This window comes from Streptococcus sp. CF10-1, from assembly GCF_024295825.1.
GTDB lineage: Bacteria > Bacillota > Bacilli > Lactobacillales > Streptococcaceae > Streptococcus.
Window position 1 is genome coordinate 1 of record NZ_JANCPQ010000002.1, and the last position, 25,775, is coordinate 25,775.

At 40.3% G+C, this 25,775-nt stretch carries 29 protein-coding genes and 1 pseudogene; 25 read left to right on the forward strand and 5 right to left on the reverse strand.

Translation table 11 applies throughout. The features are described from left to right. Positions 1-153: 153 nt before the first annotated feature. A complete protein-coding gene (locus NMM25_RS02335) occupies positions 154-462 on the forward strand; it encodes a hypothetical protein (RefSeq protein WP_254735832.1) in 309 nt (102 codons plus the stop codon). Positions 463-545: 83 nt separating this feature from the next. Here the strand turns inward: NMM25_RS02335 and NMM25_RS02340 are convergent. The 5 genes and pseudogenes from NMM25_RS02340 to NMM25_RS02360 form a co-directional block, all read right to left on the reverse strand. Further along, positions 546-926: pseudogene (locus NMM25_RS02340) on the reverse strand (IS30 family transposase); the annotation flags it as partial. 165 nt (positions 927-1,091) lie between these two features. After that, positions 1,092-1,751 carry an amino acid ABC transporter permease gene (locus NMM25_RS02345; protein ID WP_254735833.1) on the reverse strand — a complete coding sequence of 220 codons (660 nt, stop codon included), beginning with the start codon at positions 1,749-1,751 and terminating at the stop codon, positions 1,092-1,094. 9 nt (positions 1,752-1,760) lie between these two features. Continuing rightward, positions 1,761-2,438 (reverse strand): amino acid ABC transporter permease, encoded by a 678-nt coding sequence (locus tag NMM25_RS02350; protein ID WP_254735834.1) that lies wholly within the window; start codon positions 2,436-2,438, stop codon positions 1,761-1,763. 12 nt (positions 2,439-2,450) lie between these two features. After that, positions 2,451-3,245 carry a transporter substrate-binding domain-containing protein gene (locus tag NMM25_RS02355; protein WP_254735835.1) on the reverse strand — a complete coding sequence of 265 codons (795 nt, stop codon included), beginning with the start codon at positions 3,243-3,245 and terminating at the stop codon, positions 2,451-2,453. A 10-nt stretch (positions 3,246-3,255) separates the two neighbouring features. Further along, positions 3,256-4,014, reverse strand: a complete 759-nt coding sequence (locus NMM25_RS02360) for an amino acid ABC transporter ATP-binding protein (protein ID WP_254735836.1) — start codon at positions 4,012-4,014, stop codon at positions 3,256-3,258. A 177-nt stretch (positions 4,015-4,191) separates the two neighbouring features. On the opposite strand from NMM25_RS02360, the gene recJ reads away from it, so the two are divergent. The 24 genes from recJ (at position 4,192) to NMM25_RS02480 (ending at position 25,697) form a co-directional block, all read left to right on the forward strand. Next, positions 4,192-6,411: a single-stranded-DNA-specific exonuclease RecJ gene (gene recJ, locus NMM25_RS02365; RefSeq protein WP_254736093.1), complete on the forward strand. Its 2,220-nt coding sequence runs from the start codon at positions 4,192-4,194 to the stop codon at positions 6,409-6,411. A gap of 283 nt (positions 6,412-6,694) precedes the next feature. Next, complete coding sequence (locus tag NMM25_RS02370; protein WP_254735837.1) at positions 6,695-7,342, forward strand: CHAP domain-containing protein; 648 nt, start codon at positions 6,695-6,697, stop codon at positions 7,340-7,342. Positions 7,343-7,841: 499 nt separating this feature from the next. Next, positions 7,842-9,503, forward strand: a complete 1,662-nt coding sequence (locus NMM25_RS02375) for a ribonuclease J (RefSeq protein ID WP_254735838.1) — start codon at positions 7,842-7,844, stop codon at positions 9,501-9,503. Positions 9,504-9,571: 68 nt separating this feature from the next. Continuing rightward, a complete protein-coding gene (locus NMM25_RS02380) occupies positions 9,572-10,351 on the forward strand; it encodes an alpha/beta hydrolase family protein (protein ID WP_254735839.1) in 780 nt (259 codons plus the stop codon). Positions 10,352-10,582: 231 nt separating this feature from the next. Next, complete coding sequence (locus tag NMM25_RS02385) at positions 10,583-11,809, forward strand: aminoacyltransferase (protein WP_254735840.1); 1,227 nt, start codon at positions 10,583-10,585, stop codon at positions 11,807-11,809. Between the two features lie 4 nt (positions 11,810-11,813). Beyond that, positions 11,814-12,980, forward strand: a complete 1,167-nt coding sequence (locus NMM25_RS02390) for an aminoacyltransferase (RefSeq protein ID WP_254735841.1) — start codon at positions 11,814-11,816, stop codon at positions 12,978-12,980. Between the two features lie 108 nt (positions 12,981-13,088). Further along, the gene (locus NMM25_RS02395; protein ID WP_254735842.1) at positions 13,089-13,790 is read left to right on the forward strand and encodes a M57 family metalloprotease; all 702 of its coding nucleotides are present in this window, start codon (positions 13,089-13,091) and stop codon (positions 13,788-13,790) included. A 101-nt stretch (positions 13,791-13,891) separates the two neighbouring features. After that, a complete protein-coding gene (gene uvrC / locus NMM25_RS02400) occupies positions 13,892-15,715 on the forward strand; it encodes an excinuclease ABC subunit UvrC (protein ID WP_254735843.1) in 1,824 nt (607 codons plus the stop codon). A 101-nt stretch (positions 15,716-15,816) separates the two neighbouring features. After that, positions 15,817-16,350, forward strand: a complete 534-nt coding sequence (locus NMM25_RS02405) for a hypothetical protein (protein WP_254735844.1) — start codon at positions 15,817-15,819, stop codon at positions 16,348-16,350. Next, a complete protein-coding gene (locus NMM25_RS02410) occupies positions 16,340-17,194 on the forward strand; it encodes a metallophosphoesterase (protein WP_254735845.1) in 855 nt (284 codons plus the stop codon). Before NMM25_RS02405 ends, NMM25_RS02410 begins: the two co-directional genes overlap by 11 nt. A 287-nt stretch (positions 17,195-17,481) precedes the next feature. Beyond that, the gene (locus NMM25_RS02415; protein ID WP_254735846.1) at positions 17,482-17,898 is read left to right on the forward strand and encodes a hypothetical protein; all 417 of its coding nucleotides are present in this window, start codon (positions 17,482-17,484) and stop codon (positions 17,896-17,898) included. Continuing rightward, positions 17,888-18,361 (forward strand): hypothetical protein, encoded by a 474-nt coding sequence (locus tag NMM25_RS02420; RefSeq protein WP_254735847.1) that lies wholly within the window; start codon positions 17,888-17,890, stop codon positions 18,359-18,361. Before NMM25_RS02415 ends, NMM25_RS02420 begins: the two co-directional genes overlap by 11 nt. Positions 18,362-18,434: 73 nt before the next feature. Next, complete coding sequence (locus tag NMM25_RS02425) at positions 18,435-18,857, forward strand: hypothetical protein (RefSeq protein ID WP_254735848.1); 423 nt, start codon at positions 18,435-18,437, stop codon at positions 18,855-18,857. After that, complete coding sequence (locus NMM25_RS02430; RefSeq protein ID WP_254735849.1) at positions 18,858-19,361, forward strand: hypothetical protein; 504 nt, start codon at positions 18,858-18,860, stop codon at positions 19,359-19,361. It abuts the gene before it with no gap. A gap of 73 nt (positions 19,362-19,434) precedes the next feature. Next, positions 19,435-19,851 carry a hypothetical protein gene (locus NMM25_RS02435; RefSeq protein ID WP_254735850.1) on the forward strand — a complete coding sequence of 139 codons (417 nt, stop codon included), beginning with the start codon at positions 19,435-19,437 and terminating at the stop codon, positions 19,849-19,851. Positions 19,852-19,857: 6 nt separating this feature from the next. Next, positions 19,858-20,262: a hypothetical protein gene (locus NMM25_RS02440; RefSeq protein ID WP_254735851.1), complete on the forward strand. Its 405-nt coding sequence runs from the start codon at positions 19,858-19,860 to the stop codon at positions 20,260-20,262. Positions 20,263-20,335: 73 nt separating this feature from the next. Next, a complete protein-coding gene (locus tag NMM25_RS02445) occupies positions 20,336-20,743 on the forward strand; it encodes a hypothetical protein (protein ID WP_254735852.1) in 408 nt (135 codons plus the stop codon). A 4-nt stretch (positions 20,744-20,747) separates the two neighbouring features. Further along, entirely contained in the window at positions 20,748-21,959 is a 1,212-nt protein-coding gene (locus tag NMM25_RS02450; RefSeq protein WP_254735853.1) for a triacylglycerol lipase, read from the forward strand. Next, positions 21,941-22,333: a hypothetical protein gene (locus NMM25_RS02455; protein WP_000438034.1), complete on the forward strand. Its 393-nt coding sequence runs from the start codon at positions 21,941-21,943 to the stop codon at positions 22,331-22,333. Before NMM25_RS02450 ends, NMM25_RS02455 begins: the two co-directional genes overlap by 19 nt. Then, a complete protein-coding gene (locus NMM25_RS02460) occupies positions 22,314-22,607 on the forward strand; it encodes a hypothetical protein (protein WP_000880830.1) in 294 nt (97 codons plus the stop codon). Before NMM25_RS02455 ends, NMM25_RS02460 begins: the two co-directional genes overlap by 20 nt. Before the next feature lie 143 nt (positions 22,608-22,750). Next, positions 22,751-23,356, forward strand: coding sequence for a nitroreductase family protein (locus tag NMM25_RS02465; RefSeq protein WP_254735854.1), 606 nt, complete (start codon positions 22,751-22,753; stop codon positions 23,354-23,356). Positions 23,357-23,368: 12 nt separating this feature from the next. Beyond that, complete coding sequence (gene pepV / locus NMM25_RS02470; protein WP_254735855.1) at positions 23,369-24,769, forward strand: dipeptidase PepV; 1,401 nt, start codon at positions 23,369-23,371, stop codon at positions 24,767-24,769. 53 nt (positions 24,770-24,822) lie between these two features. Next, complete coding sequence (locus tag NMM25_RS02475) at positions 24,823-25,413, forward strand: uracil-DNA glycosylase family protein (RefSeq protein ID WP_254735856.1); 591 nt, start codon at positions 24,823-24,825, stop codon at positions 25,411-25,413. Beyond that, positions 25,410-25,697 (forward strand): rhodanese-like domain-containing protein, encoded by a 288-nt coding sequence (locus NMM25_RS02480; RefSeq protein WP_254735857.1) that lies wholly within the window; start codon positions 25,410-25,412, stop codon positions 25,695-25,697. The genes NMM25_RS02475 and NMM25_RS02480 overlap by 4 nt, the downstream gene beginning before the upstream one ends. The last annotated feature ends 78 nt before the right edge of the window (positions 25,698-25,775 follow it).

Sequence of the window (25,775 nt, forward strand, 5' to 3'; positions counted from 1 at the left end):
CAGATATGCAAGAGTATGCTTCTAAGACCTATGTAAACAATATTAAGGGAGGATTTGAGGGGAAAGCTGCAGATGCTGCCGAAACTTACTTGACACAGACCATGCAAACCCCTGCTTTACAAAGTCCGATCAAGAACTAGGAGAAAACTTGTGATGGATAAAAAGGAACTTCAGAAACTAGAGGATGAGCATAATCGTAAATTACGAGACTTAGAGCGTTTGGAGATGGATTTGGATGATGATTTCCACAAGTTTAGTAGGGAGACGGATCATCTCCTAGAGGCGCTTTCCTATGCATGCAGAGACAGTAGTTTTGCTGAAATTCAACCATATATCTTTGAGATAGAGAACAATTTAGATAACTATCATCAACTTTACAAGAGTCGTATAGAGAATGTGCTGGAAGCTCGCCATCAAGAGAATAAAAACTTTTATCGAAAGTTAGAAGAAAAGGAGCCATAACAAATATACCCTATAAGAGATATTTAGGTTAATTATAACGTTTTTTTATTATATTTGATAAATTGCAAGAATAAGCGCAACATTTACTCTAACTCATTCACTAGAGCTTCATAAACTGTTCTGTAAGTTAAACATTTTCGTGGTCGGTGATTGATATCATATAAGGCCTTGTTCAAAGCCTCATCAGAGATAGCAGCTAAATCTGTTTTCTTTGGAAAATATTCTCTTAGTAAGCCATTGGCGTTTTCATTGCTTCGTCTCTGCCAGGATGAATAGGCGTCCGCAAAGAAAAAGGAAATTCCTAAATTCTCTACCAGATGATAGCAGGCAAACTCTTTTCCCCTGCCTGAAGTGAAGGTTTTAAGAGCCTCTTTTGGAAATAGCTTACAAATTTGTTCGAAGGCTGAAAACACGGCTTTGGCTTTTCTGTCTGGTATCTTGAGAGCTAAGTAAAAGCGCGTTTTTGCTCTTGAATATTAAAACATATATTGCAACAAAATCAGTTAAATGATAGAGTATAGTAAAATTGAGCAAAAATGAGTTAAAATTGACCAGTACACATAAGAAAGTATCTCTACTAATGAAAATATAGAAATGTGAACGAAAAATAGACGTTCACATTTCTTTTTTTATTCTGCGGCTTGTTGCCAACGTTTTGCTAGCATATGAGACAGGCTAGAAATGGCAAAGTTAAAGATAAAGTAAATCAAGGCAATCAAGATATAAAGACTGAAGACCTGCTCTGGTTCGAAATAACGTCCCATGAGAATTTGACTGGCGCCAAAGAGTTCTTGTAGAGCGATAACAGAGTAGAGAAGGCTGGTATCCTTAATCACGGTCACAAACTGAGAAATGATAGCCGGTAGCATTTTACGGATTGCTTGTGGGAGAATGATGTAGTAGAGGATTTGCACTGAAGTGAATCCTTGCGACATTCCTGCTTCGTACTGACCCTTGTCCACGGCATTGAGACCGCCTCGGATAATCTCAGCTAGGGCTGCTGAGGTAAAAAGGGTAAAGGCCGTAATACCTGCTGGTGTGGACCTCATCTTAAAGACCAAAAAGATGGTGAAAATCCAGAGGAGGTTGGGAACGTTACGCACAAATTCGATATAAATGCTGGAGATGATTCGCAAGACAGGATTTTTCCCATTTCGCATAACTGCAAGTACCGTCCCGATCAGGGTAGAGAGGACAATGGCAATCAGAGAAATATAGAGGGTCAAGCCAAATCCTTTAAAGATAAAGGCTAGGTTATCTGGGGTCAAAACTTCTAAAATAGATTCCATAGTAACCTCCTAAAGTGAATAGGCTTTTTTGTTGGCTTGCTCCATCTTGCGACCAAATTGGGCAACAGGGAAGCATAGGACAAAGTAGAGAAGAGCAGCACCTAAAAAGGCTGGGATATAGTTTCCGTTGAGAGCCGACCAAGACTTAGTCACAAACATCAAGTCTACTCCAGAGATGATAGCAACTGTCGAGGTATTTTTGATGAGATTAACGATTTGGTTGGTCAATGGAGGGAGAATGATACGGAAGGCCTGAGGCAAGATAATCAAGCGCATGGCACTGATATAAGTAAAACCTTGCGACAAGGCGGCCTCCATCTGACCACTAGGAATAGACTGAATCCCTGAACGAATAACCTCAGCGATATAAGCGCCGTGATAGAGTCCGACGCAGAGAACAGCTGTCCAATAAATCGGAATCATGATGGTATGGTCACTGATAAGAGGCAAACCATAGAAGACGATGACAAACTGCACCAAGAGGGGAGTATTTTGGTAAAATTCGACAAAGATACGAGCCAAAACACGCAAGAATGGGCGTTTGCTGGTTGACATAGCCCCGAAGAAGATGCCCAAAACCATAGCGAGGATAAAGGAACCAACCGCTAGGGCAAGGGTGAAGAGGAAACCATTGAAAAATTGTCCAAAATCCTGAAAATAGGCTGTCCAAGATGATAAATCTGTCATGGGGTGTCCTCCTTAATCTGCTGTGTGGCTAGATGGTTTGAGCTTGTAACGGTCATAAAGTTTCTGCAAACTACCGTCCTTGGTCCATTTAGTGACCAAGCTATCAAGATAATCGTTGAGCTCGGTGTTTGATTTCTTGGTAACAATACCGTAGTCAGATGGCTTGAAACTATCATCTAGTAGTTCTGTCCGTTTACTAATGTAGCCAGAGAGGATAGAGCGGTCCACGGAAAAGGCATCAATACGGTGAGCGTGAAGGGAAGTAATCAATTCTGGGTAGGAACCAAGTTCGACGAATTTAAAGGTCAAGCCTTTCTTTTTACCCAGTTCAGTAATTAGGCGTTGGGTGATGGATCCTTGGGCAACCCCAATCGTTTTTCCGTTTAGGTCCTCAATGCTTTGGATGTTGGCAGATTTATTGACCAAAAAGCCAGAAGCATCCGTGTAGTAGGGACTTGTAAAGTTATAGAGTTTTTTACGTTCGTCTGTGATGGTGAAGGTTGCGATATCCATATCGACTTGTTCATTGTCTATGAGTGGTCCACGTGTTTGAGCGGTAACAGGAACGTAGCGAATCTTGACCTTGAGTTCGTCTGCAATCATCTTGGCCAAGTCCGTTTCGATACCAGAATAAGTCCCTGTCTTGGGATCCTTGTAGCCAAAATTTGGAACGTCTTGTTTGACACCGACAACTAGTTCGCCTCTTTTTTGAATGTCTGCGACGCTGGTATCAGCCTGAACTGGTTTGGCAGCAGCAAGGCTGAAAAGGCTAATCAATAATGCGGATAAAAAGAATTTCTTTTTCATAGGCGCCTCCTTATTTGACTTTGTCACTTTCGTGGTTGATAATTTTGCTGAGGAATTGCTGGGCACGAGGTTCGCTTGGATTGTCGAAAAAGTCATCGACATCTGTCGTATCCACCAAAACTTCTCCGTCGGCCATAAAGATGATACGGTCAGCAACTTCACGGGCAAAGCCCATTTCGTGGGTAACGATGATCATGTTCATCCCGTCATGCGCTAGTTTTTGCATAACTGCTAGTACATCACCGATGGTTTCAGGGTCAAGAGCAGATGTTGGCTCATCAAAGAGGAGGAGTTCCGGATGCATGGCAAGACCACGAGCAATGGCGATCCGCTGTTTTTGTCCACCAGATAGCATGGCTGGATAGGAATCTTTCTTGTCCCACATATTTACAAATTCCAGATATTTTTGGGCTGTTTTTTCAGCTTCTTTTTTATCAATTCCTAGAACTTTCACGGGAGCAAGTGTCACGTTTTCTAACACTGTTTTGTGTGGATAAAGGTTAAAATGTTGAAAAACCATGCCGACTTCCTTACGAAGAGGAACTAAATCTTTCTGACTAGCACCTGATACTTGATGTCCATTAACTAGGAGACTTCCTTTGTCAACAGCCTCCAAACCATTGATCGTACGGATAAGAGTGGACTTCCCGGAACCAGAAGGTCCTAGAAGGACAACAACTTGTCCTTTTTCAAAACGGAGATTGATGTCGCGGAGTGCGTGATAGTCTCCGTAATATTTTTCGACGTTTTTAAATTCTACTAAAGCCATGAGAGATCTCCTTTGCGTTAGATTTTATAACATGATTCTACAACAAAAGAATGTTCTTGTCAAATCATATCTGAAAAAAATTCACTAAAATGTTATAAAAAAGCAATCTGGATAGAGAAAATGTCTAAATCATGTTATAATGAAACGATAGAATTCTTAGAAAGAGTGGATGTTTTTTTGATAACTCCTACTTATGAATGGCAGTTTGCCCCGCAGGTTGAAGATGCGGATTTTACAAAGATAGCCAAGAAGGCTGGACTGGGTCCTGAGGTGGCTCGGTTATTATTTGAAAGAGGGATTCAGGATGAAGAAAGTCTAAAGAAGTTTTTAGAACCTTCTTTAGAGGACTTACATGACCCCTATCTGCTCCATGATATGGACAAGGCAGTGGAACGGATTCGTCAGGCCATTGAAGAAGGGGAAAACATTCTCATCTATGGAGACTACGATGCGGATGGTATGACTTCAGCTTCGATTGTGAAGGAAAGTTTGGAACAGCTTGGCGCCGAGTGCCGAGTTTATCTGCCAAATCGTTTTACCGATGGCTATGGTCCCAATGCCAGTGTCTATAAATACTTTATCGAGCAAGAGGGAATTTCCTTGATTGTGACAGTGGACAATGGGGTTGCAGGTCATGAAGCCATTGAATTGGCCCAGTCTATGGGAGTGGATGTCATTGTGACCGACCACCATTCCATGCCGGAAACTCTTCCTGATGCCTATGCGATTGTTCACCCCGAGCATCCAGATGCGGACTATCCTTTCAAATATCTAGCTGGTTGCGGAGTGGCTTTCAAGCTGGCTTGCGCCCTTTTAGAAGAAGTGCAAGTTGAACTACTGGATTTGGTTGCTATCGGAACTATTGCCGATATGGTGAGTTTGACGGATGAAAACCGTATCATGGTTCAATATGGTCTGGAAATGTTGGGGCATACTCAGCGCATCGGTCTGCAAGAAATGCTGGACATGGCTGGGATTGCTGCTAACGAAGTGACAGAAGAAACGGTTGGCTTTCAGATTGCCCCTCGTTTAAATGCCTTGGGGCGCTTGGACGATCCTAATCCCGCCATTGATTTGTTGACTGGCTTTGATGATGAGGAAGCGAACGAGATTGCCCTCATGATTCATCAGAAAAACGAAGAGCGCAAGGAAATCGTTCAGTCAATCTATGAAGAAGCTAAGACCATGGTGGATCCTGAAAAGAAGGTCCAGTTTTTGGCTAAGGAAGGCTGGAATCCTGGCGTTCTGGGTATCGTTGCTGGTCGTTTGTTGGAAGAACTAGGGCAGACAGTCATCGTTCTTAATATAGAAGAAGGTCGTGCCAAGGGCAGTGCTCGTAGCGTGGAAGCTGTCGATATTTTTGAAGCCTTGGATCCTCATCGAGACCTCTTTATCGCCTTTGGCGGCCATGCTGGTGCAGCAGGAATGACACTGGATGTTGAGAAACTTTCAGATTTATCTCAGGTTTTGGAAGATTATGTCTGTGAAAAAGGCGCAGATGCTAGCGGCAAGAATAAGTTAAATCTAGATGAAGAGCTAGACTTGGAGATGCTTAGCTTGGAAACGGTCAAAAGTTTTGAACGCTTGGCACCTTTTGGAATGGACAATCAGAAACCTGTCTTTTATATCAAGGATTTTCAGGTTGAAAGTGCTCGTACAATGGGAGCAGGCAATGCCCATCTCAAACTAAAGATCTCCAAGGGTGAGGCGAGTTTTGAAGTGGTAGCCTTCGGACAAGGTAGATGGGCGACAGAGTTTGCTCAAACAAAAAAACTTGAATTGGCAGTCACCTTGTCTGTCAATCAATGGAATGGGCAAACTGCCCTCCAGTTGATGATGGTGGATGCGCGTGTGGAAGGTGTTCAACTCTTTAACATTCGTGGGAAGAATGCAGTCTTGCCAGAAGGGGTTCCGGTCTTGGATTTCCCTGGAAAAGTGCCAGATTTGGCGAATAGTGATGCTGTGGTTGTGAAGAATATTCCTGAAGATATTACCTTGCTGAAGACCATTTTTCAGGAGCAACATTTCTCTGCCGTCTATTTCAAAAATGACATTGACAAAGCCTATTATCTGACAGGTTATGGGACCAGAGAGCAGTTTGCCAAATTGTATAGGACTATTTACCAGTTCCCAGAGTTTGATATTCGCTACAAGTTGAAAGATTTGGCAACTTATCTCAATATCCAACAAATCTTGCTGGTCAAGATGATCCAAGTCTTTGAAGAGCTGGGCTTTGTGACGATCAAAGATGGTGTCATGACAGTCAATAAAGAAGCGCCGAAAAGGGAAATTGCTGAAAGTCAGATTTACCAAAATCTCAAACAGACCATTAAAGACCAAGAAATGATGGCGCTGGGTACCGTGCAAGAAATGTATGATTTTTTAATGGAGTTATAGATGGAAAGGGACTGAGCTGACCAATCTCGGTCTCTTTTTGTCGGATAAATGCTTGATGTGGGAGTGGTTGATAAGACGGTCTTTTGAGTGGTTCACTGATGTGAAAATTGGGGAAAACGATTCATTTTTTATTCTCTTCTATCACTTTATACGATGTCTGCTTTTAAACCTTATGTAGTAAAAGTATAAATTTTTGTAACATGACTAAAATATAACTCTAAACTAACTGACATGTAAATCAAGTATGATTTTCTTATCAAGAAAATATAAGGGGAATCCAGTTATGAAAAAAACAGCTACGAAACTGACTCTTGGTTTGACTTCTACCGCTATTTTAGCTACAGTTGGTGCTCAAACTGTGCACGCGAACTCTTACGTTGTCCAAGACGGTGATTCATTTTATGCCATCGCAACTGCAAACGGCATGGATCCGCATGAGTTGGCAGCTTTGAATGGAAAAACCATCTTTGACACTATCCACCCAGGGGACGTATTGGAAGTGAGTGGTTCCGCTCAGGCTAGCTCAACCTACAGTGCTCCAGCTAGCACTGCGAATGTGGTATCAGATACAGAAGATGTTGTCGAAAAGACTCCGACAAACTATGGAAACTCTTATCCTGTTGGTCAGTGTACATGGGGCGTGAAAGAATTGGCACCTTGGGCTAGCAACTGGTGGGGAAATGCCAACACGTGGGCAATCTACGCGAGCGCTCAAGGCTATAAGACAGGAAGTGTTCCAGTAGTAGGAGCAATCGCCGTTTGGGACGGTGGTGAATATGGACACGTTGCTTATGTAACAGATGTTCAAAGTGAAAACTCTATCCAGGTATTGGAAGCAAACTACAGACGTCAAAAGCAGATTGCGAATTACCGTGGCTTCTTTAATCCTCATGAATTTTTAGGTAACGTCACTTATATCTATCCAAACTAAAGATGATAAAAAGATTTAGAATTTCTAAGTCTTTTTTCTTTTTGAAAAAATTTCCTATCGTTACCCTCCATCTTAGTGGCTAATTGCTGAAAATTTTTAGATTCTGTAGCGAACAGGAAATTCTCGCTTTTGCATGTAGATAAATCATGTCTTTGTAGAAAAAAGTTCTCAAGTCGAGAGGTAAAAGTAAGTTTTTTGAACTAAAAGAGAAATTTAGAGTTCGAGAAAGGTATCTGAAATCAAATTGATTCAGAAAGCCCATATTTTTGGTGGTACAATCGTTCCATTATCTTCGTTGAAGCCTCCAAAAGAGAAGTCAAAGTAAAAGAATTCGATTCACAGTAGTGACTAATCTCTAGTTAAAAACCGATCTTCGTTTTGAAAATAATCAAAAAAATGGTATAATGGTAGGAAAAGATTCGGCTGAAAGTTTGAGAACTTTTAGAATAAGAGGGTAAATTCACCCTATAATCAAGATAAATGAAGTTTCGGAGGAAAAATGAGTAATATTAGTTTAACAACACTAGGTGGTGTACGAGAAAATGGGAAAAATATGTACATCGCTGAAATCGATGGTTCTATTTTTGTTTTGGATGCTGGACTTAAATACCCTGAAAATGAACAACTAGGGGTTGATGTCGTCATTCCAAATATGGACTACCTTTTTGAAAATAGCGACCGTATCGCTGGGGTCTTCTTGACCCACGGACATGCAGATGCTATTGGTGCCTTGCCTTATCTTTTAGCAGAGGCTAAGGTGCCTGTGTTTGGTTCTGAGTTGACCATTGAGTTGGCAAAACTCTTTGTTAAAGGCAATGATGCTGTTAAGAAATTCAATGACTTCCATGTGATTGATGAGGATACGGAGATTGACTTTGGAGGAACTGAGGTTTCCTTCTTCCGTACAACTCACTCCATTCCAGAAAGTTTGGGAGTCGTCTTGAAAACTCCAAAAGGTAGCATTGTTTACACAGGGGACTTCAAGTTTGACCAGACTGCTAGTGAATCCTATGCGACGGATTTTGCTCGCTTGGCCGAGATTGGTCGTGATGGTGTCTTGGCGCTCCTCAGTGATTCAGCCAATGCAGATAGCAATATCCAGGTGGCGAGCGAGAGTGAAGTTGGAGACGAAATTACCCAGACCATTGCAGACTGGGAAGGTCGTATCATCGTTGCCGCAGTTGCCAGCAACCTTTCTCGTATCCAGCAGGTTTTTGATGCTGCAGCAGATACAGGTCGCCGAGTTGTTTTGACTGGATTTGATATTGAAAATATCGTCCGCACTGCGATTCGACTCAAAAAATTGTCTCTAGCCAATGAAAGTCTCTTGATTAAACCCAAAGAAATGTCTCGTTTTGAAGACCATGAGTTGATTATCCTTGAGACTGGGCGTATGGGTGAGCCTATTAATGGACTTCGTAAGATGTCTATTGGACGCCACCGCTATGTGGAAATCAAAGATGGAGACTTGGTTTATATCGTAACGACTCCATCTATCGCCAAAGAAGCCGTCATGGCGCGTGTTGAAAATATGATCTACCAAGCTGGTGGTGTGGTGAAACTCATTACCCAAAGCTTGCGAGTATCCGGACACGGGAATGCGCGTGATTTGCAGTTGATGATCAATCTTTTGCAACCAAATTACCTCTTCCCTATCCAAGGGGAGTATCGTGAGTTGGATGCGCATGCCAAGGCTGCAATGGCAGTTGGAATGTTGCCAGAACGCATTTTCATCCCTAAAAAGGGAACGACCATGTCTTATGAACATGGAGATTTTGTTCCAGCTGGAGCAGTTCCTGCAGGTGATGTCTTGATTGACGGAAATGCTATCGGAGATGTTGGAAATGTCGTCCTTCGAGACCGTAAAGTCTTGTCAGAAGATGGAATCTTTATCGTGGCAATCACTGTCAACCGTCGTGAGAAGAAAATTGTGGCCAAGGCCCGTGTTCATACGCGTGGATTTGTTTACCTCAAGAAGAGCCGTGATATTCTCCGTGAAAGTTCAGAATTGATTAACCAAACGGTAGAAGAGTATCTTCAAGGTGATGACTTTGACTGGGCAGATCTCAAGGGCAAGGTTCGTGACAATCTGACCAAGTACCTCTTTGATCAAACCAAGCGTCGTCCAGCAATCTTGCCAGTCGTGATGGAAGCAAAATAATAAGCAGCATACCTACAGAAAAAGTCGAAATTCGGCTTTTTCTTATAGAATAGTAAAAGGAGACAACCATGGCAGTTATGAATATTGAGTATTACTCAGAAGTTTTGGATATGGAGTGGGGTGTTACCGTACTCTATCCAGATGCTAGTCGGGTGACTGAACCAGATTGCGCAGATATTCCTGTTCTTTACCTTTTGCACGGAATGTCAGGAAACCAAAATAGCTGGCTCAAACGTACCAATGTCGAACGCTTGTTGCGTGGAACCAATCTTATTGTCATCATGCCCAATACTAGCAATGGCTGGTACACAGATACTCAGTATGGGTATAACTACTATACTGCTCTAGCAGAAGAACTCCCCCAAGTCATGAAACGTTTCTTTCCCAATATGACCAGCAAGCGAGAAAAAACTTTCATAGCAGGCCTCTCCATGGGAGGATATGGTTCCTTCAAACTCGCTCTATCGACAAATCGTTTTTCTCATGCGGCTAGTTTTTCTGGTGCGCTCAGTTTTCAGGAATTTTCTCCTGAAAGTCAGGATTTGGGATCACTTGCCTACTGGCGAGGAGTTTTTGGAGAAATCAAAGACTGGACAGCTAGTCCTCATTCGCTTGAAAGTCTAGCTGCGAAATCCGATCAAAAGACAAAACTATGGGCTTGGTGTGGAGAGCAAGACTATCTCTACTCTGCCAATAATCTCGCGGTGAAAAACCTTAAAAAACTTGGTTTTGAGGTGACCTATAGTCATAGTCCAGGTAAGCACGAGTGGTACTACTGGGAAAAACAATTGGAGCGTTTTTTGGCTACCTTACCAATTGACTTCAAATTAGAAGAGAGACTGAGTTAGTTTTTATAAATGAACCAATATTTATAGTTGTTTTTGGCTTAAAAATAATGATGGAAGTCAGTTTTTGCTAGACTTTTCAAACGAAAGTAGTAGAATAGTAGAGAGATACTAGTTGAAAGAGAGAATCTTATCAAGAAAACTAGTATTCCAATGAATATTTGCATAGTATATGAATTAGTAATAGTGAATTGATTTATACTAATTAAGTAGTGCTAAAAGAAAGGGAGACAGATGTTTGATTATAAAATAGGAATTTCTGAAGAAGAGCATGATACATTCGTTATTCAACACCCACAAGTTAATCTGTTACAGAGTAGTTCTTGGGCTAAGATAAAAGATAATTGGGGGAATGAGCGTTTAGGTTTTTATAAAAATGGAGAATTGGTAGCTGTTGCGAGTATTCTTATAAAAAAATTACCACTTGGTTACACTATGATGTATATTCCAAGAGGGCCAATAATGGATTATCAAGATAAGGACTTGGTAAGATTTGTGATGAAAAGTTTAAAACAATTTGGGTCTTGTAGACGGTCTGTTTTTATTAAGTTTGATCCGTCTCTAATCTTAAAACAATACCCTATTGACAAATCTTCTAAAGAATTTGCTGACAGTAGGACAACTATAGAAGCTGTTCAAAATTTAAAATCTGCCAATTGCCAATGGTCTGGTAGAACTAAAGCTATGGCTGAAACAATACAACCACGTTATCAGGCTAATAGAATACTTAAAGAAGGGGTAGATTCGGATTTTCCAAAGCATACCAAGAGGTTAATGAAAGATGCTATAAACAGAGGTGTTGTTACATATAGAGGGACCTTGTCAGATATATCAGATTTTGGGACTATTATATCTTTTACAGAACGTCGGAAGAATGTTGCACTTCGTAATCAGGAATATTTCCAAAGATTAATGGAAATTTATGGAGATGATGCCTATTTACATCTAGCGAAGATTAACCTTCCGGATCGTCTGATAAAGTATAAGGAGCAGTTGTCCCAGATAAAAAAAGATTTAGCTGAAACATGCGAGCATCAAAAAAAGCGTCTAACCAAACTAAAACAGCAGGAAAAATCTATTGAAAAATATATTGTAGAGTTTGAAAAACTTGTTCAACAATATCCAAAAGAAATAGTTATAGCTGGGATACTTTCTGTGTCATTTGGTAATACACTTGAAATGCTTTATGCTGGAATGGACGATAGGTTTAAAAAGTTTTACCCTCAATATATTCTTTATCCAAAAGTGTTTGAGGAATCGTATAAAGATGGTAAAATTTGGGCTAATATGGGAGGTATTGAAGGTACTTTAGATGATGGATTGACTGATTTTAAATCTAACTTTAGTCCTGTTGTTCAAGAATATATTGGAGAGTTCACTCTGCCAGTAAATTTTTTGTATCATTTGGCTAACTATCTTTATCAACTTCGTAAAACATTAAGAAAAAAACATAGAAAGTAAGTATATGGTACTAATTACACTCACGAAAGAGGATTTTCAGGCTTATTCTGATCAGGTTTCTTCTAGTTCCTTTATGCAATCGATCCATATGGGAGACTTGTTAGAAAAAAGAGGGGCTCGAATCGTTTATCTTGCTTTGAAACAAGAAGGAGAGATTCAAGTTGCAGCTCTGGTTTTTAACTTGCCCATGCTGGGTGGTCTGCATATGGAGCTCAATTCGGGGCCGATTTATACCCAACAAGATGCTCTTCCAGTTTTTTATGCGGAGTTAAAAGAATATGCCAAGCAAAATGGTGTATTAGAGTTGCTTGTAAAACCTTATGAAACTTATCAAACTTTTGATAGTGAAGGTAATCCAATAGATGCTGAGAAAAAAAGTATTATTCAAGGTTTGACTGATTTAGGTTATCAATTTGATGGCTTGACAACAGGTTATCCTAATGGAGAAGTCAGCTGGCATTACATCAAAAATTTGCAAGATTATGATGCTGTTTCCTTATTGAAATCTTTTAATAAAAATAGTATTCGCAACATTCAGTCAGCTTTTGATTTCAATATTCTTATTCGAAATGCAGAACGGGAAGAAATTCCAATATTCAAAAAAATTATCGAAGAAACAGGTAAAAGACAAGGTTTTGAGGATAAGAATTTAGATTATTACTTTAAATTGTATGATATGTTTGGAGATAAGGCTGATTTCCTAATTGCTGAAGTCAATCCGCAACAGTCTATAGATGCTTTAAATGTGAAGATGGCTAGTCTTGACAAGAAGTCGAAACAATTTCACCAGCAATATCAAGCTTTGCAAAAGAAAAAAGATTTTCTAACTAGCTTGGATAGTGAGTCTGGCAATGTTGCTCTAGCTTGTGCTTTGATAATCTACACAAATACAGAGGCAACTTACTTGTTTGGGGGGTCGTACGCAGAGTACCAGAAGTTCTCAGCTCCATTTTTACTTCAATATCATGCGATGAAGCAGACAGTGCAACGAAATATCCATCAATACAACTTCCTAGGGATTCAAGGGATTTTTGATGGTAGTGATGGCGTTTTGCGTTTTAAACAAAATTTTAATGGCTATATTGTGCGTAAGGCTGGAACATTTCGTTATTATCCATCTCCATTGAAATATAAGTGTATTCAATTGTTAAAGAAATTATTAAGACGTTGAGTTTGTTTAGGTTTCTTTCAGCTTTCTTCAGTAAAATAGAGAATCTATCTTGATCAAGGAGAATGTGATTTCAAGATAGGTTCTTATTTTTATGAAAGGTGGGACGTCATGTTCTGGATTATTCGATTATTGTTCCGATTTCTTTTGGGAATTTGGCGTTTCTTCTGGCGTCTGGTTTGGACCGTGGTTATTCTACTTCTCATTGCCTTTGGAGTGGTTTGGTATCTGTCTGGTGATTTTCATTCTGCGGTCAATCATGTTGAAAAAATGAGCCAGATTGGTCAAGGTGGCTGGAATCAATGGAAGGAGACGGGAACGCTGGAAGTCTTGTCTCAGACAGACAGTCACCAACATGCAGAAGGCAAGTGGGCTCAGGCCTCAGCTCGCATCTATATTGAACCTCAAATGGATGAGACCTTCCAAGGTGCCTATGCAGAAGCCATAAAAAACTGGAATCAAACGGGAGCCTTCACCTTTGAGGTGGTTGCGGATCCTAGCCAGGCAGATATTGTGGCAAGTGAGATGAATGATGGATCGACCGCTGTAGCTGGTCAAGCCGAGAGTCAAACCAATTTGTTGACCAATCAATTTATATCTGTAACGGTTCGCCTGAATCACTATTATCTATCCAATCCAAGTTATGGTTATTCTTATGAACGGATCGTGCACACGGCGGAGCACGAGCTGGGACATGCCATCGGATTGGATCATACCAACGAGACTTCTGTCATGCAGCCAGCAGGTTCCTACTATGGGATTCAGCCTCAGGATGTGAGAGCTGTTCAAGAACTCTATACCAGTAGCGACTAGATGAAGTCGGTGCAATCCGAAATGAAATCAAAGCTCCTCCATCAAGTGACCGGTGGGGCTTTTTGTTCGTCCTGTCACGGCCTTTTTGCTATAATGGAACTATGAATAACTTGATCAAATCGAAACTGGAGCTCCTGCCGACCAGTCCTGGATGCTACATTCACAAGGATAAAAATGGCACCATTATCTATGTAGGAAAGGCTAAAAATCTACGCAATCGCGTGCGGTCCTACTTCCGTGGAAGTCACGATACCAAGACGGAGGCACTGGTGTCTGAAATTGTAGATTTTGAATTTATCGTCACTGAGTCCAATATTGAGGCACTTCTCCTAGAAATCAACCTCATCAAGGAAAATAAGCCCAAGTACAATATCATGCTCAAGGATGACAAGTCTTATCCCTTCATCAAAATCACCAATGAGCGCTATCCTCGCTTGATTATCACCCGTCAGGTCAAGAAGGACGGCGGTCTCTACTTTGGCCCTTATCCAGATGTGGGGGCAGCCAATGAAATCAAGCGACTACTGGATCGGATTTTCCCTTTTCGGAAATGTACCAACCCGCCCTCTAAGGTCTGTTTTTACTACCATATCGGCCAGTGTGTGGCCCATACCATCTGTAAAAAAGATGAGGCCTATTTCCAGTCCATGGCTCAGGAGGTTTCTGACTTCTTAAAAGGACAGGATGACAAAATCATCGATGACCTCAAGGGAAAGATGGCATCCGCAGCACAAAGTATGGAGTTTGAACGTGCAGCGGAATACCGTGACCTGATTCAGGCCATTGGAACGCTTCGGACCAAGCAACGGGTCATGGCGAAAGATTTGCAAAATCGTGACGTCTTTGGCTACTATGTGGATAAGGGCTGGATGTGTGTTCAGGTTTTCTTTGTACGTCAAGGAAAACTCATCGAGCGGGATGTCAATCTCTTCCCCTACTACAATGATCCGGACGAGGACTTTTTGACCTATGTGGGACAATTCTATCAAGAAAAATCCCACCTGGTTCCCAATGAGGTGCTGATTCCGCAGGATATCGATGAAGAAGCCGTTAAGGCTTTGGTGGATACCAAGATTTTCAAGCCCCAACGTGGAGAGAAAAAACAACTGGTCAATCTAGCCATCAAAAATGCCCGTGTTAGTCTGGAGCAGAAGTTCAATCTGCTAGAAAAATCAGTCGAAAAGACCCAAGGAGCTATTGAAAATCTGGGACGCTTGCTCCAAATCCCGACCCCAGTCCGTATCGAGTCCTTTGATAACTCTAATATCATGGGAACCAGTCCTGTTTCAGCTATGGTGGTCTTTGTCAATGGCAAACCGAGTAAAAAAGACTACCGAAAGTACAAGATAAAAACGGTTGTTGGCCCAGATGACTATGCTAGTATGCGAGAGGTTATTCGCAGACGTTATGGCCGAGTTCAACGTGATGGTTTAACCCCGCCAGATTTGATTGTCATTGATGGGGGGCAAGGTCAAGTCAATATCGCTAAGCAAGTCATCCAAGAAGAGCTAGGTTTGGATATCCCAATTGCAGGTCTGCAAAAGAATGATAAGCACCAAACCCATGAATTGCTCTTTGGAGATCCGCTGGAAGTGGTGGAGTTGTCTCGCAATTCTCAGGAATTTTTCCTCCTCCAACGCATTCAAGATGAGGTACACCGCTTTGCTATCACTTTCCACCGCCAACTGCGCTCAAAAAATTCCTTTTCTTCACAACTGGATGGGATTGAAGGATTGGGACCTAAACGCAAGCAGAATCTCATGAAGCATTTTAAATCTCTCGCTAAAATCAAGGAAGCCAGTGTAGATGAGATTGTCGAAGTTGGGGTACCAAGGGCAGTCGCAGAAGCTGTTCAGAGAAAGTTGAACCCGCAGGAAGAAGTGGAGTTGGCTCAAGTAGCGGAACCATTAAGAGAATTGGAATAAGTATCTAGATAGAAAGTAGAAGAAATGAATAGGTGAGATTTGACAGAGATATACTCCTTTTTTTACGATTTGCTTACTTTGGGAATTCAAAAGATTTATTTTTGGCTGCAACTACAAGAGCCTATCTGGATTTTAATCGAACCTTGCGATTTCATGGCATGCCAGATGAACAGCGCTTGGAGATGAGAAATCGGGCCTCTAAGAGTATCAAAGAAGCGATTTTAAATCTCTTGAATCGGGACAAGCTGTGTCAAACTGATTTTGATAGTTGGCATCATAGGACTTGTGATGTTCTGATAGATTGCTATCGCTCAAATGGGATTCGATTCACTTATGGTCATGCTCAAAAGTGGATTAATATGACGTTCAAGTATCTGTATATGCTTGAAGCTGTAACCCTAGACTTCGTTTTTCCTTTTTTACACGTACCGATAGATAACATCGTGTTAGAGAGGGCTAAAAAACAGTTGTGTATCCCCAGACCTTCTCAAGTGTGGAGTAGTTGGGGAGATTACGCTTTCTATCTTCAATATCAAGGTTATTTGAGACAAAGAATAGGCAAGGGAAATCCTCTTCGTTGGGAGTTTCACAATTGGCTAGATGAAATAGAAAAAGGAAACCATCATGAACCATAAAATCGCAATTTTATCAGATATTCATGGAAATGTGACTGCCTTAGAAGCAGTGATTGCAGATGCTAAAGCACAAGGAGTCAGTGAATACTGGCTCATGGGAGACATTTTCCTCCCTGGTCCAGGTGCAAATGACTTGGTCGCTCTGTTAAAGGAACTTCCTATCACGGCAAGTGTTCGAGGCAATTGGGATGATTGTGTCCTTGAGGCTTTAGATGGGCAATATGGCTTGGAAGACCCACAGGAAGTCCAGCTCTTGCGTATGACGCAGTATTTGATGGAGCGAATGGATCCTGCAACGATTGACTGGCTACGAAGCTTACCTATGCTAGAAAAGAGAGAAGTTGACGGACTGCGTTTTTCTCTTTCTCATAATTTGCCAAATAAGAACTATGGTGGTGACTTGCTAGTTGATAATGATACAGAGAAATTTGACCAACTCCTAGATGATGAAGTTGATGTGGCAGTCTATGGTCATGTTCACAAGCAGTTGCTTCGTTATGGCAGTCAAGGGCAACAAATCATCAATCCAGGGTCGATTGGCATGCCCTATTTTAATTGGGAGGCGTTAAAAAATCACCGTGCCCAGTATGCCGTGATAGAAGTGGAAGATGGAGAATTGGTAAACATTTTATTCCGAAAAGTTTCCTATGATTATGAAGCAGAGTTAGAATTAGCCAAGTCCAAGGGGCTTCCTTTTATCGAAATGTATGAAGAACTACGTCGAGATGACAACTATCGAGGGCACAATCTAGAACTCTTAGCTAGTTTAATTGAAAAGCATGGGTATGTGGAGGATGTGAAGAAATTTTTGGAGGCTATAAAGTCAGAATATAAGGTAGACTAGTTTCTTAAAACCCCTGAAAATTAGTTGGAACTGGATGAGGAAAAATCTGATTTTAATGATAAGTTTAAATCTAGGGCTTCATCCGTGTTCCAATTTCTTTCTATGAAAAATCTCTGCAAGCTCTTTCAAAATATGGTGGAATGGATGCAGTAGAATTAGAAAAGGAAATCGTAAGTGAACTATGCTAAACTTGAATTCAATGCACAAGACCATAGTGGCTATTGGTCCTATATTATAAGGTAATTAAGACCAAGTTGCTTTATAGAATGTTATAAGGAGGTGTGTTAATGAATAAGCGTAAAAAATGGGGTATTATTGCTTTAGTAATCTGTATTATAGGGGGAGTTATAATGTTTAGTTTGAATCATCCAAAAGAAAAAACATTGGAAGAGAAAATGAGAATCGAACAGGATAGGGTAGCATTATTTGTAGTTAATAGAGTAAAATTAAAAACACAGAATCCGATTGAAACTATAGAATTCATAGAATTCAGAAAAAATGAAACAACAGGGACCTGGCGAATAACACTTGTAATCAATGGAGAGGCAACAATATCCCTATCAGAGGATGCTTTTGGGGATGTTATACGAACATCTGGATATTATTTAGAAGACATGTCTGTTGACGAGACGGATGCTCCTTATACAAAGACAATTGATAATATAAAGATTAGCTATCTGGGGGAAACTAAGGATGACGACTGAGAGAGATTATAGATATATTGTTGATGATGTTTATGCTGTAGATTCTTATAAAGTGAAAGTTCCTTTAAAAGAAGGGGCAATAGTAGCACAAGGGAAATTTAAAATTATAACACCTCCTGTTGACAACACCTCCAACGGTATGCAGGCGATGGCAGTTGCTCCTGTGGATAAAAATGGGAATGTGGATTATAGCCATGTAGTGATTGCCTATGCAGGGACGAATAAAGATGATCGACTTGACATCCAAACAGATATCCAATCAATAGGATTTGGTGATAGACGGATGTTGTCGGATTCGGAAACAAAGACATTTAGAAAATCTCAATTTCAAACGGCTCTGAGTTTTGCGGAAGAAATCGAAAAAACTTATCCCTCTGCTAAAATCACAACTGCGGGGCATTCGCTTGGAGAGTCTCTGGCTATGTATGTCGCTTTAAAGCGAGGTTACACTTATGTTAGTTAAAATAGCTGTTTATGTTATACTATAAGGTAACTGGGGCTAGTTGCTTTATAGAATGATATAAGGAGGTGTGTTAATGAATAAGCGTAAAAAATGGGGTATTATTGCTTTAGTAATTTGTGTAATAGGAGGAATCGTGATGTTTAGTTTAAATCATCCAAATGGTAAAATTTTTGAGAATAAATTAACTTTGACAAAAACGCAACAGGATAATGTTGTTAAAAGAATTATTAAAGGATATGATGTAGATTCAGTAAAATTTATAGAATTTACCAAGGATAAGAAAACTGGTACTTATTTATTAAATATTGAATTAAGAAAAAATGGACTAAATAAGGAAACGACGATTCCTTTTAGAGACTTACAAAGACTTGATAATGATACGGATTCATTGGGTCTTAACCCTGTTTCTGATTTTAAAGTTTTCCAGAGAAGTCAACCTTTAGCGATACAAGATATTAGTATGAATGACATCACGATAAATTATTTAGGAGAATAAATGGGAATTACGGAAGAAAAAATCAATTGGATAGCAGAGCAATCATATTGGGTTGAGAAAAAGCGAAATGATGTGATGTATCATCCTAAAGAAGGTGAAGAGTATTATTATAATCCAGATAATGTAGAATTGGGTAAGTTTAAAGTAATCTCTAAACCCGTAGACAACACCTCCAACGGTATGCAGGCGATGGCGGTTGCTCCTGTGGATAAAAATGGGAATGTGGATTATAGCCATGTAGTGATTGCTTATGCCGGGACGAATAAAGATGATCGACTTGATATCCAAACAGATATCCAATCAATAGGATTTGGTGATAGACGGATGTTGTCGGATTTGGAAACAAAGACATTTAGAAAATCTCAATTTCAAACGGCTCTGAGTTTTGCGGAAGAAATCGAAAAAACTTATCCCTCTGCTAAAATTACAACTGCGGGGCATTCGCTTGGAGAGTCTCTGGCTATGTATGTCGCTTTGAAGCGAGGTTACGCCAATGTTCAGTAAAATAGCTGTTTATGTTATACTATAAGGTAATTGAGGTTAGTTGCTTTACAGGATAATATAAGGAGGTATGTCAATGAATAGGCACAAAAAATGGGGTATTATTGCTTTAGTAATCTGTATAATAGGAGGAATTGTAATGTTTAGTTTGAATCATCCAAATGGTAAAAATTTTGAGAATAAATTAACTTTGACAAAAACGCAACAGGATAATGTAGTAAAGTGGATAGCAAGAAATTATGATTTTAACAAAATTAAATTTAATAAATTTAACAAAGATAAAAAAACAGGCTCATATCATTTATTGTTTGAATTAGATGACGAGTATCATACAGGAGTGACTATTCGAGAAATAGATGAATTTAACGACGAAGAAAAATCTGTAATCCTTGGTCCGATTGAAAAATTTAGAGCGATTGAAAAAAATCATGTGATAGCAGAAAAGGAAAATGTTTCTATAGATAATATAAAAGTACAATACCTGGGAGAATAATAAAAGGTGAAAGTAAAAGATGAACAATATAATTGGTTAGCTGAACAAGTGTATTGGGTTGATAAATTGAAGACCGATAAGGATTACACACCTGAGGCAAATAAAACATATCCGTTTAATCCTAAAAAGAGAGATTTAGGGAATTTTAAAGTTGTAGAAGTAAAAGACAACACCTCCAACGGTACGCAGGCGATGGCGGTTGCTCTTGTGGATAAAAATGGGAATGTGGATGATAGCCATGTAGTGATTGCCTATGCAGGGACGAATAAAGATGACATAAAGGATCTTGGTACGGATGTTCAGTCTTTATGGCTTGGGAGGAATAAACTACAGTTTCGTTCAGGATTAAATTCTGCGAAAGTAGTAGTTTCTCAGTTTGTGACAGCTTTGAATTATGCCAATGTTAAGTAAAATAGCTGTTTATATTATACTATAAGGTAATTAAGGCTAGTTACTTTATAGAATGATATAAGGAGGTGTGTCAATGAATAAGCACAAAAAATGGGGTATTATTGCTTTAGTAATCTGTATTATAGGAGGGATTGTAATGTTTAGTTTAAATTACCAAAAAGAAAAAACGTTGGAAGAGAAAATGAGAATCGAACAGGATAGGGTAGCAAAGTTTTTAGTTAGTAACTATGATTTAGCTGATGGACAAAAGATTGAGAGAGTGAAGTTTGTTGAATTTCAAAGAAATGAAAGCACCGGGAGTTGGAGGATTACTGCTAAAGTAAATGATCAATATGATATATCTTTCAAAATAGATTCTTTAAATGAGAATGGGAAAATAAGAAGTTCTAATTATTCACCAACAGAATTCATAAAGAGAGAACACAAAGAAGAAGTTGGGTATGATATAACAGTAAAAATTATCTACTTAGAGGAGAGATAACTATATGGTTACAGAAGAAGATTATAGATATATAGTAGACGATGTTTACGATGTTGACTCTGGTAAGGTGAGTAATCCTATTCAGGAGGGACGATTAGTTGCAAACGATCGGTTTAAAGTAATCTCTAAACCCGTCGACAACACCTCCAACGGTATGCAGGCGATGGCAGTTGCTCCTGTGGATAAAAATGGGAATGTGGATTATAGCCATGTAGTGATTGCCTATGCAGGGACGAATAAAGATGATCGACTTGACATCCAAACAGATATCCAATCAATAGGATTTGGTGATAGACAGGTGTTGTCGGATTTGAAAACAAAGACATTTAGAAAATCTCAATTTCAAACGGCTCTGAGTTTTGCGGAAGAAATCGAAAAAACTTATCCCTCTGCTAAAATTACAACTGCGGGGCATTCGCTTGGAGAGTCACTGGCTATGTATGTCGCTTTAAAGCGAGGTTATGCCAATGTTGGGTATAACGGGCCAGATATTCATAACTTGATTTCGAAAGAAGAAATCAAGTACATGCAAGAACATCCAGAACAATTTCGCAATTTCCGTCATAAGTATGATGTTATTGGCAATATTACGGGAAATACGACTCAAACAGCTATATTTCCCTACATCTACCCTGCAAAAGATAACTGGGGTGACAAGTTAGAATATCATAACTTGTCCCAGTGGCGATTTGATGAGAATGGCCAGCTAGTTGATTTGGATGGAAAACGTGTCACAAATCTCAAAGTAACGGCATTAGCAGAAGCAACAGCGGGTATGTACCGCTACCAAAAAATTAAAAGCTACCTCTCGGCAGATGGTTTGTCAAGTAGGGAAGAGATATACTTGGATAGCTTGCAGGGAATGGCTCTAGGGGAAGGAATGGCTAATGCGGCTCGAGCTGGTGCAGACGACGTCAAGCACCTTCAAGAAGAGGTGGTGTCAAAAGCACAAGAACTATGGAATCAGCTTGACTTTAGTAGTTTCCGATACCTGAGTTATGATGAAGTTCTATCGACTTTTGCGTCTGCGGGTGTGACTCAGGATACGATTGTCGGTTCAGTTAAGCAAGATTTTGAGCAAATGAATCAAAAGGCTGAAAAACTAGCCACAGAGTTTGATACCCTTAACCAACAGATTATCCAAGTCATTGAGAGTAAACTGGCCACAGATAAGGAATTGGCAGGAGAATTTAGAAAATGGAACAGTCGGATTTAGTCTTCCAAAAGTTAAAAGCAAAAGAAAAAGAGCATTATGATTTGGAAGATGAGTATCTAAAGCGGAAAGCAACTTTTACGAATCAATATAACGAACTCTATGAACGTCGAGACCGCCTTGCCCGAATCATTGAAGACGAAGCTAGCAAAATGGATGTCTTTCTTCAAAAGGGACAACACAGTTACCAAGATGGAGAACAGTTTTATAGGAGTTTGCAACAATTGATGGAGGATTCTCAATTTGCGTGTAGGCGTAGAGAAGATGAATTGCAGTACCATGAAGAGATGTTAGATAGAGATTATCGTAAAAAGCAAGATGAGTTAGAACAGACAATCGGAGATTTAAGGAGGTCATATGCTCGCACCATTAAATGAATATTACACAGATGAAGAATATGAATTTGCTTTACGTCAGATGTATCGCATGATGGAGAGGAATAGAATCTATACAATGGCGACAGTAATCTTAAAGGAAAAAAATTCTTTGCAAACCAACTATAAAGAAAAAGTGAGAGAAAGTGCGGAGGAGACAAAAGTCGCTATTGGGAAAATAAAATCACAGATGGATACGGCCATAAAAGGTCAGGTAAAGAAAAAGTTGGAAGAAGTGACAACGGAGAAGCTATCTCAGTATGATTCCATTTGCTAATTTTATGGTGAGTGATATAGAATAATTATTACAAACTGCACAGAGCAGTTTGTTTTGCTCTTGCTTTTCCTATGAAAAATCTCTGCAAGCTCTTTCAAAATATGGTAGAATGGATGCAGTAGAATTAGAAAAGGAAATCGATTATGAAATTTCTTGAATTAAATAAAAAACGTCATGCGACTAAGCATTTTACTGATAAACCGGTAGATCCCAAAGATGTGCGTACGGCTATCGAAATCGCAACCTTGGCCCCAAGTGCCCACAACAGCCAGCCATGGAAATTTGTGGTTGTTCGTGAAAAAAATGCAGAATTGGCAAAATTAGCTTATGGTTCGAACTTTGAGCAGGTATCATCAGCGCCTGTAACCATTGCCTTATTTACCGACACAGATTTGGCTAAACGTGCTCGTAAGATTGCCCGTGTTGGTGGTGCTAATAATTTTTCTGAAGAGCAACTTCAATATTTTATGAAGAATCTGCCAGCTGAATTTGCGCGTTACAGTGAGCAACAGATCAGCGACTACCTAGCCCTCAATGCAGGTTTGGTTGCTATGAACTTGGTTTTGGCTCTTACAGACCAAGGAATCGGCTCTAACATTATCCTTGGTTTTGACAAATCAAAAGCCAACGAAGTTTTGGACATCGAAGACCGTTTCCGCCCAGAACTCTTGATTACAGTGGGCTATACAGATGAGAAATTGGAACCAAGCTACCTCTTACCAGTAGATGAAATCATCGAGAAAAGATAGAAAGAAGAAAAAATGACAGCAATTGATTTTACAGCAGAAGTAGAAAAACGCAAAGAAGACCTCTTGGCTGACTTGTTTAGCCTTTTGGAAATCAACTCAGAACGTGACGACAGCAAGGCCGATGCTGAGCATCCATTTGGACCTGGGCCAGTAAAAGCCTTGGAAAAATTCCTTGAAATCGCAGACCGTGATGGCTATCCAACTAAAAATGTTGATAACTACGCAGGACATTTTGAGTTTGGTGAAGGAGAAGAAGTTCTCGGAATCTTTGCTCACATGGACGTAGTGCCAGCTGGTAGCGGTTGGGATACAGACCCTTACACCCCAACTATCAAAGACGGTCGTCTTTATGCGCGTGGAGCTTCAGACGACAAGGGTCCAACAACAGCTTGTTACTATGGCTTGAAAATCATCAAAGAATTGGGGCTTCCAACTTCTAAAAAAGTTCGTTTTATCGTCGGAACAGATGAAGAATCAGGTTGGGCAGACATGGACTACTACTTTGAACATGTAGGACTTGCGAAACCAGACTTTGGATTCTCACCAGATGCTGAATTCCCAATCATCAATGGTGAAAAAGGAAACATCACGGAATACCTCCACTTTGCAGGTGAAAATACAGGTGCAGCCCGTCTTCACAGCTTCACAGGTGGTTTGCGTGAAAACATGGTACCTGAATCAGCAACAGCAGTCGTTTCAGGTGACTTGGCTGACTTGCAAGCTAAACTAGATGCCTTTGTTGCAGAACACAAACTCAGAGGAGAACTCCAAGAAGAAAACGGCCAGTACAAGGTGACTGTGATTGGTAAATCAGCTCATGGTGCTATGCCTGCATCAGGTGTCAATGGTGCGACCTACCTTGCCCTTTTTCTCAGTCAGTTTGACTTTGCAGGACTTGCAAAAGACTACCTCGACATCGCTGGTAAGATTCTCTTGAACGACCATGAGGGTACAAATCTCAAGGTTGCTCATGTAGATGAAAAGATGGGTGCCCTTTCTATGAATGCCGGTGTCTTCCGCTTTGATGAAACAAGTGCTGACAATACCATTGCCCTTAACTTCCGTTATCCAAAAGGAACAAGCCCAGAGCAAATCAAGTCAATCCTTGAAAACTTGCCAGTGGCTTCAGTTAGTCTTTCTGAACACGGCCATACCCCTCACTATGTGCCAATGGAAGATCCGCTTGTGCAAACCTTGTTGAATGTCTATGAAAAACAAACTGGTCTTAAAGGTCACGAGCAAGTCATCGGTGGTGGTACCTTTGGTCGCTTGCTGGAACGTGGGGTTGCCTACGGTGCTATGTTCCCAGACTCAATCGATACCATGCATCAAGCCAATGAATTTATCGCCTTGGACGATCTCTTCCGAGCAGCAGCAATCTATGCTGAGGCTATCTATGAATTGATCAAATAAAACGATAGAAGTCTGAGATGTTATGCTTGGACTTCTTTTTGGAGGGAAAACAGATGTCTCAAATCGAAAGAATCAAGCAAGCCATTATGGCGGATCCGCAGAATACCAGCTATACAAAACGCGGAATCGAACCTCTCTTTGCGGCGCCAAAAACTGCCCGCATCAATATTGTCGGTCAAGCTCCGGGGTTTAAAACGCAAGAAGCTGGGATTTATTGGAAGGATAAGAGTGGCGATCGCTTGCGGGACTGGCTAGGTGTAGATGAAGATACCTTTTACAATTCGGGCTTGTTTTCAGTTATTCCCATGGACTTTTATTTCCCAGGACATGGAAAATCGGGCGACCTTCCCCCCCGCAAAGGCTTTGCCGAAAAATGGCACCCACAACTCCTCAAGGAATGTCCAAATATTGAATTGACCCTTTTGATTGGACAATATGCCCAGGCCTATTATCTTCATGAGAAGGTTAGTGGCAAGGTGACAGAACGGGTAAAACACTACAAAGACTATCTACCAGAATTTTTCCCTCTGGTGCACCCCTCACCACGAAATCAAATCTGGATGGCTAAGAATCCTTGGTTTGAATCAGAAGTAGTGCCAGATTTGAAAAATAGAATTCAAAAGATTCTTGGAGAAACAAAATGAAAGAAATTACTTTTAACGATTTTTACCAGCTTTACCAGAATAGTTCACTTTCTGTGCTGGATGTGAGAGAAGTAGAAGAGTTCGAGACGCTTCATTTAGAAGGTGCTCAGAACCTACCACTTAGTCAATTAGCTGATATCTATGATCGATTGGACAAGGACCTCTTGCATTATGTCATTTGCAAATCTGGGATGAGGTCAGCGCGTGCTTGTCAATTTCTAGCTGAACAGGGTTATGACGTTATCAATGTCCAAGGTGGAATGACGGCCTTTGAAAATCTTTAAACCTATATGGCGATAGATCCTAATCTTCCCTTGCTCGGTTCCAACTGAGTGAGGGATCTTGTTTTTAGATAATTCTTA